Annotated in this window: 14 protein-coding genes; 3 read left to right on the top strand and 11 right to left on the bottom strand. The window is 38.5% G+C overall.

Annotated features, from left to right (window positions below; translation table 11 throughout):
- Window positions 1-354 precede the first annotated feature (354 nt).
- Window positions 355-945, bottom strand: a complete 591-nt coding sequence (locus NSQ61_RS18090; RefSeq protein WP_339210452.1) for a TetR/AcrR family transcriptional regulator — start codon at window positions 943-945, stop codon at window positions 355-357.
- Between the two features lie 189 nt (window positions 946-1,134).
- Between NSQ61_RS18090 and NSQ61_RS18085 the strand changes: the two genes are divergently transcribed.
- Both NSQ61_RS18085 and NSQ61_RS18080 read left to right on the top strand, forming a co-directional pair.
- Complete coding sequence (locus NSQ61_RS18085; RefSeq protein ID WP_340807807.1) at window positions 1,135-2,694, top strand: AMP-binding protein; 1,560 nt, start codon at window positions 1,135-1,137, stop codon at window positions 2,692-2,694.
- 170 nt (window positions 2,695-2,864) lie between these two features.
- Complete coding sequence (locus NSQ61_RS18080) at window positions 2,865-4,172, top strand: MFS transporter (RefSeq protein WP_144598291.1); 1,308 nt, start codon at window positions 2,865-2,867, stop codon at window positions 4,170-4,172.
- Between the two features lie 545 nt (window positions 4,173-4,717).
- On the opposite strand, the gene NSQ61_RS18075 is transcribed toward NSQ61_RS18080, so the two are convergent.
- Window positions 4,718-5,596, bottom strand: a complete 879-nt coding sequence (locus NSQ61_RS18075) for a LysR family transcriptional regulator (protein ID WP_063388774.1) — start codon at window positions 5,594-5,596, stop codon at window positions 4,718-4,720.
- Between the two features lie 216 nt (window positions 5,597-5,812).
- Here NSQ61_RS18075 and NSQ61_RS18070 point away from each other — a divergent pair, with 216 nt between their 5' ends.
- Window positions 5,813-7,135, top strand: coding sequence for a short-chain fatty acid transporter (locus NSQ61_RS18070; RefSeq protein ID WP_144598292.1), 1,323 nt, complete (start codon window positions 5,813-5,815; stop codon window positions 7,133-7,135).
- A gap of 125 nt (window positions 7,136-7,260) precedes the next feature.
- On the opposite strand, the gene ltrA is transcribed toward NSQ61_RS18070, so the two are convergent.
- The 9 genes from ltrA to NSQ61_RS18030 all read right to left on the bottom strand — a co-directional run bounded on the left by ltrA (window position 7,261) and on the right by NSQ61_RS18030 (window position 16,218).
- Window positions 7,261-8,520 carry a group II intron reverse transcriptase/maturase gene (gene ltrA, locus NSQ61_RS18065; RefSeq protein WP_340808025.1) on the bottom strand — a complete coding sequence of 420 codons (1,260 nt, stop codon included), beginning with the start codon at window positions 8,518-8,520 and terminating at the stop codon, window positions 7,261-7,263.
- 612 nt (window positions 8,521-9,132) lie between these two features.
- Window positions 9,133-9,315 carry a hypothetical protein gene (locus NSQ61_RS18060; RefSeq protein WP_144598293.1) on the bottom strand — a complete coding sequence of 61 codons (183 nt, stop codon included), beginning with the start codon at window positions 9,313-9,315 and terminating at the stop codon, window positions 9,133-9,135.
- Between the two features lie 1,286 nt (window positions 9,316-10,601).
- A complete protein-coding gene (locus NSQ61_RS18055) occupies window positions 10,602-11,006 on the bottom strand; it encodes a hypothetical protein (RefSeq protein WP_063388778.1) in 405 nt (134 codons plus the stop codon).
- Window positions 11,007-11,181: 175 nt separating this feature from the next.
- Window positions 11,182-11,373, bottom strand: a complete 192-nt coding sequence (locus tag NSQ61_RS18050) for a cyclic-phosphate processing receiver domain-containing protein (protein ID WP_339193410.1) — start codon at window positions 11,371-11,373, stop codon at window positions 11,182-11,184.
- 49 nt (window positions 11,374-11,422) lie between these two features.
- Complete coding sequence (locus NSQ61_RS20400; protein WP_445659467.1) at window positions 11,423-11,638, bottom strand: hypothetical protein; 216 nt, start codon at window positions 11,636-11,638, stop codon at window positions 11,423-11,425.
- Window positions 11,639-12,240: 602 nt separating this feature from the next.
- The gene (gene nagB / locus NSQ61_RS18045) at window positions 12,241-12,972 is read right to left on the bottom strand and encodes a glucosamine-6-phosphate deaminase (protein WP_340807802.1); all 732 of its coding nucleotides are present in this window, start codon (window positions 12,970-12,972) and stop codon (window positions 12,241-12,243) included.
- Window positions 12,973-13,029: 57 nt separating this feature from the next.
- Window positions 13,030-13,773, bottom strand: a complete 744-nt coding sequence (locus tag NSQ61_RS18040; RefSeq protein WP_340807800.1) for an HAD family hydrolase — start codon at window positions 13,771-13,773, stop codon at window positions 13,030-13,032.
- Between the two features lie 68 nt (window positions 13,774-13,841).
- Window positions 13,842-14,993, bottom strand: a complete 1,152-nt coding sequence (locus tag NSQ61_RS18035) for a YhfX family PLP-dependent enzyme (RefSeq protein ID WP_130158690.1) — start codon at window positions 14,991-14,993, stop codon at window positions 13,842-13,844.
- On the bottom strand, window positions 14,965-16,218 hold the full coding sequence (locus NSQ61_RS18030; protein ID WP_066250152.1) for a phosphopentomutase: 1,254 nt from the start codon (window positions 16,216-16,218) through the stop codon (window positions 14,965-14,967). The genes NSQ61_RS18035 and NSQ61_RS18030 overlap by 29 nt, the downstream gene beginning before the upstream one ends.
- Window positions 16,219-16,226: the final 8 nt, after the last annotated feature.

Below are 16,226 nucleotides of genomic sequence, written 5' to 3'. Positions count from 1 at the left end.
ATAGATAATTTTAACAAACAGTTCCAATTGTTTTTTAGGATTTATCCCTTTGTTTGCTTATCTTGCCAGCAGCGATGATGTTCTGTCATTTTTTGGCGTGGATTTCACTCTATGCAAAAAAACACAAATTTTTACATATAGGATGTATGTTTGAATTTGATCATTTAATATTAAGTCACTTTACAGAGGATCGACCACATAAAAAAATGAGCCACTTGATTTCCCAATTTTCAAAACCTCTCTTATGCTTGTAAGTATCAGAACATTCAAACATAAAGAGAGGAAGAAAAGGATGATCAGTATGGCTCAATTTCATAGTTTCCTACGATTCTGAAGCTCTAGTAATTTTTTGAATCAACATTTTTCAATTCCTTGAAAAACCGCTTGAAGCATCTTTTCAATCTCGATGACCGGATCTAGTTCCTTTTCGAAAATAAACCAATCATATAAAGTTCCCCGCATGCACCTGGAAATGATCATGGCCAGCTCTTGTATTGAAAAATCTTCGGTGAACTCCCCTTTTTCCTGTCCCTCTTGTAAGTAATTTTCAAGAATGTGATATAATCTTCGATTCGTATCCGCAAGAAACTTGGCGCTTTGAGGATTCATATAAATCGTTTGCATTAACTCTTTCCCTAAATCGTTTTTCAAATACTTCATTTGTGTGATGGAAAGACGTATAATTTTTTCCTTAGCAGATAAATCATTCGGCAATGTTTTGCAAAATTCATCATAAAAGTTATCAATTTCCTTAAACTTTTCCAAAAAAATTTCTGACTTCGAAGCAAAATGCCCGTAAAAGGCTCCCTTCGACGTTTTGCTTTTCTCGACGATTTCATCCACAGTGACTTGGTTATATCCTTTTTGACTAAACAGCTCCAAAGCTGTTTCCAAAATTCTTTTTTTGGTTTTAAGCGCCTTTTTTTGCTTTGCATTTAATGTCATAAAAAAATCCCCTTTTTTCCTAACTCAACTTGTCTTTTATTATATCTAATGGTCTTGGAAAACCTATTATACAAAATATTCTAAATTAACAAAATATTATTGACAAATCAAATATATTGAAATAAACTATGGTCTATAAAGACTATAGTCTATTTTCGTTGTAAGCGTTTACTATAGGGGGTGAAATCGATGGATATTATTGGAGAAAGAACGATTATCGATTTGCTTCATGAAAAATGCAGGTTACACGGAGATAAACCATTTCTTGTCTTTGAAGATAATAACAAAAAAACCACCATGTATACTTATCAGACGTTTTTGCAAAAAATGAATAAATTCAGCCGAGTACTTTTGGATTTAGGGATTCAAAAAGGCGACCGGGTTACTCTCCATCTTCCAAATGGTTCTGACTTCATTGTCTGCTGGTTTTCATTAGCTAGAGTCGGTGCGGTTATGGTACCAACAAACATCCTCTCGACTGCAAATGAAATGGAATATACAATAGCCCACTCGGAATCGGTTCTCCTAATTACAGAAGAGGGGTATTTGGAAAAGTTTCAATCAATTCAAAGCAAATTGCCAAATCTTAAAAAAATATTGTTAAGCCGCTGCAAAAATGATCTATACAAAGAAATAAGCATGGATCATTTAATTGAAAAAGCAGAGGGAGACATTCCTCCTATATCCCTCAAAAGCGATGATATTGTCTCCATCATGTATACTTCGGGAACAACTTCTAAGCCGAAGGGATGCATGATTACTCATGCCAATTATCTTTATACTGGCGAGGCTGTTTCGAAGACCCTGAACTTTACCCCAGAAGACAGGGCTTTGATCGTACTTCCTCTTTTTCATGGCAATGGCCAATACTATCTGTTTATGCCTGCCTTAACCGTTGGAGCAAGTGTTGCCATCACGGAACGGTTCAGTGCTTCCCAATATTTTAAGCAGGCAAAGAGATTGCATGCAACAGTCGGTTCATTGTTTGCAGCTCCCATCCGCATGATTTTAGCACAGCGTTTTGATGAGGCAGACAAAGAAAATCCTCTCCGCTTAATCATCTTTGCCCAATCGGTCACGCCTGAACAACTGCAGGAATTTGAACAAAAATACAATGTACCGCTGTTGCAGCTATACGGAATGACAGAAACTGTAGCACCGCCATTAATGAATCCATTATATGGGCAAAAGGATAATACCGGAATCGGAAAGCCCATCCTCAGCGCCGAAGTCAAACTTGTGGATGAAGCGGGAAAAGAAGTACCGGTCAACAAACCCGGTCAGATCATTGTAAAAGGCATTCCGGGGCGCACTATTATGAAAGGGTATTTCAAAAATGAAAAGGCAACCAACGAAACTATTCAAGACGGCTGGCTGTATACAGGGGACAACGCCATTATGACAGAAAACGGTTATTTTTACTTCGTTGATCGGAAAAAGGATATGATCAAACGTGCTGGAGAAAACGTAGCGGCAATGGAAGTAGAAAATGTAATCATGGAACATCCGGACGTGTATGAAGCCGCTGTCATCGGCGTGCCTGATGAGATGCGGGATGAGGCCATTAAAGCGTTTGTAATTTTAAAAGAAGGCAGACAAACGACGGAACAGGAGCTGATTGAACATTGCCGGAACCGTCTTTCAAAATTTAAAATACCGAATACCATCGAGTTTGTGAAGGACTTTCCTAGAACGTCTGTCGGAAAAATTCAAAAACATTTGTTGAGGAAATCCGAAAATGTACTTTAAAATCATTCAATTTACCTTTATGAACCTGCTTTTCCAACATGTTAAACCTCGGAATGTCATTAATGGAATTCCGCCGTTCCAGTGCAAGCGATAATGAAATAACCGTGAATTCCCTCAAAAAGAGAATTTGAATTTGATTATTAGATATGTGAGATGAGGGGTGTATTTTTATGAACAAAATCCGTATCTTGTTTGCCAGCTTATCAGGGTCTGTCATTGAATGGTATGATTTTTACCTATATGGTACTGCTACGGGACTTGTGTTTTCATTTCTATTCTTTCCAAGTCATGATCCGGCTGTAGGATTGTTGCTTTCTTTTGCAACCTTTGGCATCGGCTATGCAGCCAGACCTATCGGCAGCATTATCTTCGGTCATTTTGGTGATAAGATGGGAAGAAAGGCCGCTTTAATATTTACACTTATTGGAATGGGCGGAAGTTCATTTTTGATTGGTCTTCTTCCTACTTATGAGCAAATTGGTATTTGGGCGCCGATTATACTCGTCCTTTTAAGGCTCATCCAAGGTATTTCCCTTGGGGGTGAATGGGGTGGAGCTGTTCTGTTGGCCACCGAATATGCCCCGAAAGGCCTTCGCGGACTGTATGGTTCCATTCCCCAGTTAGGTGTACCTATCGGTTTAGTTCTCGGTTCATTAAGCTTAACGGTTATTAGTTATTTTACTTCTGATACACAATTTTTGGCATGGGGATGGAGGATTCCGTTTTTATTTAGTGTCGTTCTGATTGGACTCGCGCTCTGGATCCGAAGCGGAATTGAAGAGACTCCTGCCTTCAAACAACAAAAGGAAGCTGGAGCAATTGCGAAAATACCATTTTTGGAAACGTTCAAAACGAATTGGAAAAGTGTTTTGCATGCTATCGGTTTAAAAATTGGGGACGGATTTTTCAATGTATTCTTAATGTCATTTATTCTTTCTTATTCTACGGTGTACTTGGGGTATTCCAACCAAGTGGCACTAACAGCCCTTACCATTGGCTGCGCGACTATGATTATCACCATTCCGGTTGTAGGATACTTGTCTGATTATATTGGTCGAAAACTTATTTATATTGTCGGATTAATTTTATTGTTTATCTTATCTATCCCTTATTTTTCATTGGTTGACGAGGGCGCTTCCTGGTTATACATCATGCAAGGCGTGATGCTGGGAATCATCTGGGCATCGATTTTCGCAACACAGGGCACCTTATTCTCCGAATTATTTCCGGCAAAGGTTCGCTACACAGGTTTATCCTTCGGGTATCAAGTGGCAGCCGCCATTGTTGGTTTCGGTCCGATGATTTGGACAACAATGGCCGAATCCTTCGGTCCTTCCCCATGGGTCTTTGGCGGATTTATGATGGGAGGCATTATATTATCCCTTATTTTAAGTCTGTTAGTTCCGGATACGAGAAAACGTTCGTTATACGATCATCATATTGAAACAGCTGAAAATAATTTCAGCATAAAAATGTAAGGTAAAATAAGATTTCTATCCTTCCACAGGGTACCATAAAATTATTGAATGAGGTTACCCTGTTTTCATTTTTAAATAAACTCCTTTGGTATATCTATGTGTGGGGCCTAATTATGGTGTGAATGCCTCTTACGCAGTTGCTAGAAACGAAAAACTCAAGGTTGGAGCCACTCCCTGAAGGAAAGGGGATGCCTTGACATTATTTGAATCTCTCATGCTCGCTATTTCCTCTGGGGGTGGATGGACCAATACTGTCTTTTTTAAAAAAAGTAATCCGCTCTTGAGTTGGCGGCTCAGAGTGGATACAGTTAGTGCCGCTGAATCGGCTGGTCCCCCTGACAGAGAATCGTTTAAAGACGGTTATCAATGTTCGTCGTACGAATAACTTTTTCATTTACCAACAATTTATACGTTTATTATATCTTTTGTACAAAAAATGAAAGACTGCAGCCAAGGAATTTCCGTCCTAAGGTACTTTCCATCATTAGGAAACGGTTTATTTATTCATTGAAATACAATGTTACTCGAAATGGAATGTATAGATATCACTTCTCTTGCTCCGTAAGCATCTCCAGCAATTTTTTCAAAGCAAAGGAGCGGTACCGACCCTTTTTCGTGATAATACCAAGATGCCAAAGAACCTTTTCTTTCAAGGGAATAATAACAATATCCGGATTATTTTGTTTTCCGCCTATCACTTTCGGCAGCAATGTGATCCCCATTTTTGATGAAACAAGCTCCAAAATTAAATCCCATTGGGAACTTTCATAGGCGATATTCGGGGTAAAACCAGAATTTTTGCAGGTGTTAATGATAAATTCATGCAACGTAAAGTTTTTTGCAAATAATATAAAGCTTTCCTTCTCCAATTCTTTGACGGACACCCTTTGTTTGCAGGCCAGAGAATGATCCTTGTGGATAAAAAGGACGAATTCATCCGTAAAAAAAGAAGAAATGTGAAAAATGGATTCATCCACCGGCAGAACCACAATGCCGACATCAATTTCCCCCTCTTCCACCAGCTGCTCTACCACCCTTGCGCCAACCTCCACCAACTCCAATTTGACATTCGGGTATTGTTGATGGAAGTTTCCGGCAATGGAAGGGAAAAACAACGTTCCAATAAGGGGAGGAATGCCGATTTTAATTTCTCCAATGGCGACGTTTGCCAGTTCATCCAGCAGCATTTTCGTTTCTTCCAAAATACTCATCAACTTTTTTCCCTGTTCATAAACAACTTTTCCTGCATCCGTCAATTGAATATGCCTCGTGGATCGTTCCAATAGTTCCATATGAAATTCCTCTTCCAGCTTTTTCACGGCTTTACTTAATGACGGCTGGGATAAATAGGAGTGCTCCGCAGCCTTTGTAAAACTCTGATGATTGGCCACCTCAATAAAGGATTGAATGTCCCGAAGTTCCATCGAATCCCCCTTTTTATTCCCAAATGTAATAAATAAGATTCATTTTATTTATTTTACTTTACCGTTTGTCCCTGTGTAAACTTTTATGTAAGCGGATGCAAAAAAGGAATTTTGAAAGCGATTCCATCATGCACTCATTTACTTGTTCTTATTTTTTAACGGAACCGGTGGAAAAAACAAACAGAAATTATTATTTGCTAAAGGGAGGAGAAACCATTGAAGACACTTACATCCTTTTTCAACCGGGTGGTGCAGCGTTATTTGCCTGATGCCTTGCTGTTCGCCATTATTTTAACGTTTTTAGTATATTTATTAGGTGTTTTCTTTACAGACAACAGTCCAGTGGACATGGTCACCCATTGGGGTTTAGGTTTTTGGGATTTACTGGAATTTACCATGCAGATGACCCTTGTGGTTGTAACCGGCTATATATTAGCAAACACTCCCGTCATTAAAAGGTTCTTGGCGAAAGTAAGCACCTTTGCACGCACCCCTGTCCATGCCGTCATGCTTGTAACCATTGTTTCATTAATCGCCTGCCTGATTAATTACGGTTTCGGGCTGGTGATCGGCGCTTTGTTTGCCATACATGTTGCCAAGTATGTTCCATCCGTCGACTACCGTATTTTAATTGCCAGTGCATACAGCGGATTCCTCATTTGGCACGGGGGATTTTCCGGTTCGATCCCACTTACCATTGCAACCCCGGGCCACTTTTTGGAGGAATCCATGGGCGTGATCCCAGTGACGAAAACCCTTTTTAGCCCGACAAATTTGTTTATTGTTATTGCCCTTTTGATCACCTTGCCGCTGTTTAACCGTTATTTGTTAAAAAATGCAGAGAGCCAGCTCGAAGATCGAACGAAATGGGTGATTCCAAATGAAGAAGCAGCAGCAGTAGAACATGTGACACCTATGACACCAGCAGAAAAATTGGAAAACAGTCGGACAATATCCCTGATCATCGGCATTATGGGAATTGCATTTATTGTTTATCATTTTGTTGTAAACGGATTTAACCTAAACATTAATATCGTCAATTTTATTTTCCTTTTTCTTGGAATTTTGCTTCATCAAACACCGAAAAGGTTTCTGGATACGGTAGCGAACGGCGTTAAAAACGCCAGTGGGATTATCATCCAGTTTCCCTTTTATGCTGGAATTATGGGAATGATGATTCATTCAGGATTGTCTGAGCAAATCGCATTATGGTTCGTCAGTGTTTCGACCGAACAAACCTTGCCTTACCTCTCCTTTCTTAGCGCTGGCTTAATCAATATCTTTGTTCCATCCGGGGGCGGGCAATGGGCGGTTCAAGGACCGATTATGATTCAGGCAGCAATGGAATTGGGAGCAGATCCGGCCAAAACAGCAATGGGGGTAGCCTGGGGAGATGCTTGGACAAATATGATCCAGCCGTTTTGGGCGCTTCCCATTTTAGCGATCGCAGGCCTCCACATCCGAGATATTATGGGATTTTGCGTCATGATTCTAATTTTCAGTTTTATCCCGATCTCCATTGGATTTCTGCTGTTTTAAAGTTTCAGTTGTCCCACAACAAAAATTTTCCCAATATTCTATGTTTTGCAAATCGAGTAGGAGGGGGTGACTAACCCCCGACCTCTCACACCACCGTACGTACCGTTCGGTATACGGCGGTTCAATTAAGTATGACGTAGTGCTTGATATCTTTCGAATAGACTTCTTAACCCTCGACGCTTCCAATAGGAGTTGTCGAGGGTTTTGTGTAGAATGGGACTGCAGGCAATCCGCCAATATTTCTTGCGTGTATTGCCCCATTCGAATGCTTTATGGCTTGGAACCCCTAATCCTCTGAGTTTCCGAATTCTTGTTTTCGGGGTTTTCCATTCTTTCCACAAACACATCCGAAGCCTTCGTCTAATCCATTCATCAAATTCTTTGAACTTACTTGGTGTTTCTGCCAAGGCAAAATATCCGCACCATCCCATTAAATACTTGTTCAGTTTCTCAATCCTTTTCTCCATTGGATACGGTTTCGATCTTGATGTAATTTCACGGATCTTGTTCTTCAAACGTTTCACACTTTCGTTCGCAATCCGTACCTTTGGAGTCTTATTGAGTGTGAAGCTGAAACCGAGAAACTTCCGTTTCCAAGGACGGTCTACCGCCGATTTCTCTCTATTTACCTTGAGCTTTAACTCCTTCTCTATAAAGTTCGTAATGGAGTTCATGACACGAATTCCTGCTTTCTTTGTTTTCACATAGATGTTACAGTCATCCGCATACCGAACAAACTTATGTCCACGTTTCTCAAGCTCCTTATCCAATTCATGAAGCATGACGTTTGATAAAAGTGGACTAAGCGGGCCGCCTTGAGGCGTTCCCATGTCCGTTTCCATTACCACTCCATTGATCATCACGCCTGATTGAAGATACCGGCGAATTACCTTCAGTAGAATTCGATCTTTGATCGTTTTCGCCAAGATCCCCATCAGTTTGTCGTGATTCACCTTGTCAAAGAATTTCTCTAGGTCTATATCGACTACCCAACGATATCCTTCTTTGATATAACCCTTTGCTTCCCTAACCGCATCATGTCCCCTTCTACCTGGGCGGAAACCATAGCTATGGTTCGAGAAGGTCGGATCAAAGATTTTCGTCAACACTTGGGCAATCGCTTGTTGGATGAAACGATCCGTCACGGTAGGGATCCCTAGAAGCCTTACTCCACCGTTCGGTTTCGGGATTTCGACTCGACGGACGGGTAAGGGCTTGTAGGTTCCTTCTCTCAACGACTGTCGAATGGAGTCCCAATTTTCGTAGAGGTGTCTTCGTAGGTCTTTTACGGACATGCCATCTACTCCGTGACCTCCTTTATTCTGTTCGACTCGTTTCAGTGCCGCCAGGAGATTTTCCCGTGACAAAATCATTTCCATCAACATTGATATCCTCTCCACGTGAACGAATTCTTCTATTTGTGCCATCTTCTGCTCCACCCTCTTGAAGTCCCCCGTGGGATTCACCACTTCCTCCTTCAAGTAAGTCCTATCGGATTGTCTGCTTCCACACAGAAGATGAACGCCTAGCGATTCGTTCTCCTTAATTGTTCAGTCCTTCCTCTTCCATCTCGAGCTTGAAAGAGTACTATGACTTCTGCTGACTTCTGACTGTTCAGCTATCTATCACTAGATAGGTTACCAAGGTTACTTGGCGTGCCAGCCAGACCTCCCCGGGTAAGAGTGTAATCTTTCCTTCCATCCATCTGCTTCATTTACTTTGTATCACCTTCGGCAGAAAGGGCTTTGTTTTGTTGTGCAAACTCACCCAGTGATACCTAGCCTCATATGAAGTTCGTGTTCCTCAGACCGGAAGTTTGCCGCTCGCTTCCTTCAGATTCCGCGTCACCACGGACACCCTTGCGTTAAGCTAACTGCTACTTCTGCCTTCGCAGCTCGGGACTTTCACCCTATAGATTACACCCATGCCGGGCGCACACAAATCCCAAGAATGCTGTTATGACGCCAGCATTCTTGGGATGGATTTTTTAAAGTTTATCAAAAACTATCATTTGCTTTTAATCCTTTTTTTGTTCCTTCTCCGTTTGACGGGATTGACGGTATCCCGGGTGTTTTGACAATGGTTCCCTTTTTATTGTTCCAATTAGGAACATGATCGTTCCAGCATTCTTGTCTAATGATGGGACTGGATGCATATTTTCTTGTAAAAAATACTCCCACTTTGCTGTTTCTCCTAAAAAAATGTTGCCGTGCTTGCTGTGCTGTGCAGAAGGTTACTATCTCTCCCGTTAGATACTGAGGATGAATCGAATCCCGGCCGATGAGCTTTTTCAAATAATTTTTGACATAATCCAATTAAAGCAGACCGTTTTGTGTCCTGAATTTGTGCATTACAAAACCAAATCTTTCACAGCCAACTCAATCATTTTCATTTTTTCCTCATTCATCATTTTCTTCTCCTTCTAAACTATTGGATAATTCCAATTTCAATTTCCTATTGAAAACGTTAATAATAGATAAAAAGATCGGTTCTATCACTCAAAAACCGTAAACCAGAAAAAATCACCATCTCTTTTTTCATAGAGGAGAAGAAAAATTAAGAGAGAATCGCAAAAGGGAAAGCCTATTGCATTTTATAGAAACCTATTCGCAAAAGACATATCAGTCAAACGATGTGATTTTTTTTTCGATAATCTGTCTCCCAAAACACAAAATAGATAATTTTAACAAACAGTTCTAATTGTTTTTGGATTTGTTCCTTTGTTTGGTTTTCTCGCCAGCAGTGGTGTGATGTCTGTCATTTCTGACGTGGTTTTTCACCCTATGTCGAAAAAAACTACTAACTTTTATATATAGGGGCTATGTTTCGGTAAATCCGTTTTTTGTCACAAAAAGGAGAAAATACAGCAAAGAAACTCCTGACTCATAGGAGCAGGAATTGTTTTTGTCATCGTTTGACAGAGTATTTTTCTAAAAAAAATTGTACAGCCAGTAGAGAATTCTCGAAGCATATTTTACGCAATCAATGCAGAAGTGGATCGAAGCCTGAAGAGATAGGCTGCGAGGTGATGAAGCAGGAAATTCTCATAGAAACATGGAGAAGCACGCCACTTTAGTTAGGGTGTGAGGTTCCACCGCGGTAGAAAACTGCTAATCCATTTCCATAAAGAATTTTTGTAAACGTTCAGCAGCCATTCGATATGCCTTTTTCCTATCACGAGGACCAATTGCAATAACTTCCATTCTTATCGGCCGTCCTTCAACTTGCCGATAAATCACCCTAATATTTAATAACTTTGATTTAATCCTTGCAAAACCATGTAAGTCCCCATGTAAAGATTCAGCAACTCCGTCAGGCTTAAATAGGGGGCCTTGCTTTGCCCTCCTTAATATTTCTAATAAAACGGTTTGCCTATGTCCTTTGTTAATCGCTTTAATATCTTGTTTAACATCTTCAACAAATCAGATCGACATTATATTTTTCTAAAACCAATGCCTGCAAATCTTCAAGTGTCTTCACATCCATCTTCCTCTAATAATTTCATTAATTCATTTACATTCATATCGTCTTCATCAAAAATATCTGATAAGGTTTGATTTGCAGGTTTATCTTTACGTGCATAGGCTTCTTCCATAACGACTTGATCAAGCGCTTCTTCTAAAACTTCTTTCATTTGAAGCAATGTTTCAAAATAATCTATATTGACGACTACAGCTTGTGCATTTTTCTTTTTTGCATTTTGAATAACAAATACTTCATCTGTGAAACCATTAGAAAAAAGATCCAGTATTTCTGATAATTTTTTTGTTCTCGAAATGTCCGTTACGCTTAAAACATTTGTTTTCAAAAAATGCAATGTATTCGTGTTAGCAATAGGATGTTGTTCTTTTTTCAATGTATGAACACCCACCTTCCATCCCCCTTTCCTTTAATAAATGCATTATTAATCTATTTGATACACGTAATTCTACACAAAAAACAACACATTTATATGCTTAAAATATACAAAGCAACATAAATATGTTTCATTCTCTTCGCGAGTCCTGTTCCTAACAAACTGATAATGATAAATTTCAATATCCTTGTCAATGAACCCTCTTCTTTGTGCGGCCAGTAAGGTTTGATACATGTTTTCCTTTTCCACGACATTTAATGTAAATTCTGTTTTCAGGTCTTATACCTTTTTCACAAATATATTTAACCAAATTATAACCGATTCTTCGCATATTTCCTTTTTCATCTGTTCCCAAATCATGATCCAACGAAAGAATATGCACATGTTGTTTCTTGATTTATGAAATGGCTTATTCATTGTTCCCACACCTATTAAGCCAATCGGAATGTCCGACAAATCATCCAAATATAGATTGATCCAACCATACTCTCGGAGAGGTTCAATGTACCAATCTGTATATGACCATCCCATCCGTTATATGCTTGATCCATACATATTTCATTTATTTTTGCACCGTTATTCAACAAAACCCTCGATATATCCACATATCCGAAATAGCATGCCGTGGATAGAGGGGTTTTTCCGATTTTATCTTTTCGGTTAATCCATCCACTTTTGGAATAACAGCTTGCAAGAAAAAATCTAGTTTATTCATGAATACCGCCCAATACAACAAGACTTTGGCCTTGTATTTACTCGTTTACTTCATAGTCTTGCAAATATGTCTTCAATCTGCTTTCCTCATTTGAATATATAGCTTCAAGATAATCCATACCCTTTTTCTTTTTTTACTTCTATACGAATCCGCGAAGAAAAAAATCTTATTGTAGCTAGAGTATTCGATCAGTAAAAAGGCAATCCATTATGATCAACAGCTTGGTAAGAATCAAGAAATTGGAAATATCATGTATTTTGCAAATATTGTCATGGATAGCTCAAAAGGGAAAAAAGCACTCATCGCTATTGGACGATGAATGCTTTCCATTGTTTATCGATTGCTTATTCAATAAAGAGCCTTACAAAGAATTACATGTAAATACACGAACAAAATGTTTATACGTGAAGCCGTATTTTCGGCAGTTTTTTCAATTACATCTTTTCTCTTACGCCTTGATTTGAAACCCAAAAGTCACAGTCTACCCCTGAATTTATTTTCGCAAAAAAGGAGATTAAAAATAGACAATAAATATTATTCATTTATTTTTTTCAAGGCCTCTTCATCTGCGATCACTGTCACATCATTATGCTGTCTTAAAATTGAAGCAGGAAACTCTTCAGAAATATCACTGTTACCCAATAGCGTTGCAAGGGCGTCCGCTTTCTTTTTACCAGAAACAAGCAGCAAGATTTTCTTACTTTCCATGATCGTTTCAATTCCCATCGTAATTGCTTTCGTTGGTACTTCGTCGATCGACTGAAAGAATCTAGCATTTGCTTTTCGCGTTGATTGATCCAGTTTAACAATATGCGTTCTGCTTTTAAAGCTGGTCCCTGGCTCATTAAAACCAATATGGCCGTTTAATCCCAGTCCTAATATTTGTATATCAATTTTATTTTTAGAAATTAATCTGTCATAAGTCATACACTCTTGTTCCAAATCTTCAGCCATTCCATTAGGAATATGAACATTTTCCGGTTGAATATCAACATGTTGGAATAAATTTTCATGCATATAATAGTGGTAACTATTCTTATTTTCTTTAGGCAGCCCAACGTATTCATCTAAATTAAAAGTAGTTGCATGTTTAAATGAAACTTCCTTTTGCTGATACTTTTTGACCAAACAATTATATAAACCAATTGGAGTTGAACCTGTTGCAAAACCAATGACTGGTCTTTTCAAACTTTTCATATGCTCTATGACTATATTAGCTGCTTTCTCACTCATTTCTTCATAATCTTTTACTTTAATAATTTCCACGTCATTTCACCTTTCTACAAAATCATTATGGGAATCTTTACTCTGGAGCAAAATATTTTATATTTTAAAAATCGTTCTTAGTGCTCTTGCCACTCCATAATGATCATTATCTTCAACAATCATGTTTGCTTTACTTTTTACATAATCAGTTGCATTTCCCATCGCAATTCCTAATCCAGATGATTCCAACATTTCGACATCATTTATCCCATTACCGATCGCAATCACTTCTTCAGGCAATATATCAAAATGTTTAATGGCTGATTGAATACCGGTCCATTTAGAACCTTTTGGATATACCTCGAGTCGATCTCCTTCTTCAAAAACATAATCCTCCAGCACTTTCTCTTTAAGAACTTTACGTTGTTCAGAATTTATATATAAAGTTAATCGGTGCGCTTCGCAATCCGTATCCTCTAAATTTGTCTTTTTTGCAAATGGCAGTAAATGTTCTTCATATAAAGGCTGATTAGATCGTGAGGTACTGTACGAAAAGTGAATATACTTGCCTCCATATTGATAAGTTTGGCTGCAAAGATCATAGGCAACTTTTGCTGATATTTTTACATCATGAATGATCTTATTATTTAAAAATACAAGGCTGCCGTTATAAGCAGCATAAAGCGAGCACTGTAATTTATCACCATAAATTTTTGAGGCTTCTAAAGACCTGCCTGAAGCCAAACCAACGATAATCCCCTTCTTTTGCACTTTATGAATAGATTCTATGGTTTCATCTTCAAGCTGATTTTTAGAATTCAAAATTGTCCCGTCTATATCCAGAAAGACAGCTCGATACATTTAAAATCTCCTCCAAAATTTCCATTAACAACCATGCTCTTGCAGTAAAAATGATCATTTTTATTGGATCAATTGATTAAATTCCCCATAGAATCATAAATTCCTACAAGTTCAGGGTTGGCGGAAATATTCTTTAAGACGGCAACATGGGCATTGGTAACAAATACTTGTGTGCGAAAGGCATATATGACCGTATCTCCCACTCGTACTCCGTCTGTCGCCAATGAGCCGTAATAATCAATATTAGTCGGAGCATTATCAATTGTAGGAACCCGCTTTAGATTTTGTCTATTTGTTCCAACTAATGCTTCCTTCATATGTGAACGTGGATAAAATCCACCGCCAAAAACATATGCATGATTATTATATAAATGGGATACCTCCGATACATATACCATCGCAGGTTTTTCTTCCAAGTTTTGTGAAGCATGCAATGGAGTCGTTCCGATTAATGCATGACCGGGTTCTCCTTGTGTTGCACCATTTTCCTTTAATAATTTCATTGTTGCGGTAGAAGTGGCACTTGGCATATTCATCTCAAGCTTTTCATATCCTCTATTCATTAAAAACAATTTTGCAGTCTGCATGGATTTGACATTCGGGGTAATGGTTGGAACATCATCTTGAATCAATATACAAGGAAAACTTGTTAAACCGGCTATTTCAATGCCTTCCAATTTTTCCATAGATTCAATATCTTTCACTAACTGTTCAAATGTGAATCCACCTTCTTGACCGTTATATATATAATCGTCTTTGTTTGCAATGCGCAAAAAGACTTTTTGTTTTTTTCCCATCTGTTGAGCAATTCTGCTTATATTTCGAGCATTTTCATAACTAAAAACTGTAACATAATCAGGATTAAGATTTAATATTGTTGATATCATATGGACAGGTATTTGAACGAGGTGTCCAACATGGCCAATCTGAATGCCATTTTTACTAAGAGTCATGGCCTCCCATGGATCTACGGCGACTGCCTTCTCAATCCCTGATTCAACAATAGCTTGCGCCACCAACGGATTGCGGCCAAATTGTTTTGTCATAAAAAATAGTTCAATATCCTGTTTTTTGGCTTTTTCAGATAAAGCTTTAGCATTCCTCTTTACTGTATCAAGATCTATTACATAAGTATTGGGTGGGATAATTCCTTGCTGATGAAAGTCCAATGCAGCTTCTATTAATTTTGGGTTATGCATTATTGTCGATTGTAAAAACATCCGTCAGTCTCCTCTTTCCTTTTTGCAATATTTGAAGGAATGAAGTTCCGTTTTCAGTTTTATTAAGTCCAAGATACTCTGCAGAAGTTGCAGCGATATCTGATAGTGTCTTTCTTTCTCCAATTTTAACGGGGGATATTTGTTTATGATAAACTAACAGATACGTTTTCTCTCTTGTATGTTGATTATGGCCAATCGTAGGATCATTCCCATGATCCGCACTCATAATCAACAGGTCCTGTTCTGTCATTTTTTCCAGTATTTCCGGCAAATATCTATCGACCACTTCAATACGATCCGCATAGCGGGCTGGATTCTGTGCATGTCCGGCCAAATCTGTTTCTTGTACTGTTGCAGCAATTACTCCATGTTTTACATTGTCCATTTCATGTAAAATATCCTTCATTACTTGTTCCGTATCGACACCCGGAAATCTATTGGCGCCTTCACAATAAATGACATCCTGCATTTTTCCAATAAGAGAAACTTCCATTCCGCTTTTTTTCGCCAATGTTGGCAGCTGAAATTCAGGAGAGATGCCAAAACCTAAATGACGTACTTGATACCCTTGTTTATATACATTTGATTTAGGTGAATTCACCCCTACTAATCCATCTTCCCGTCTTTCTACTGATCGTTGCAAGTGTTCGGGTGTTACATTTTCGCCACCAAGGACAATCACACGATTGACTTTAACATTTTTGCGCACACATTGCCCTATTTTTAATACTTCTTCAAACGGAATATAATCTAGCGGAGCACTCACATTATAAATTTGGCCGTAATCAGTTTCGATATTATCAGCGACGATGACTAAATCATTGACTAATAGATACGGCAATTCAGGATTTGGGATCGTTACTTTATATCCTTCTTTTTCTAGAGCACGTTTTACTTGATCCATATTTTCAACAAAAGGAGCTAAATACGCTTTTTTTGGTTTTGTTCCCATAATTTCATTATGCCCTTCAAAACTGTCTGCTCCTTGATGCATAAGGTTCAAAACACCGTAACTGGCAATATTATCAACATTTTTTAATTTCGGATGATGTAAAATTTTGTTGATGCCTAATCTTTCAAAGTTTGGAATTTTCAATGATGGCACTACATCAATAATATGATAAAAAGTATTGGCGCCGACATCTAAAGGGTGATAGTCTTTGGCATCTTCCATATAACCGACACCTAAGCTGTCCAATATAATAATAATGACTCTTTTGTTCATTTTTGATC

The sequence above is a fragment of the Aeribacillus sp. FSL K6-1121 genome, assembly GCF_038003725.1.
Classification (GTDB): Bacteria; Bacillota; Bacilli; order Bacillales; family Aeribacillaceae; genus Aeribacillus; species Aeribacillus composti.
This window is presented reverse-complemented; position numbering and strand designations above follow the sequence as displayed.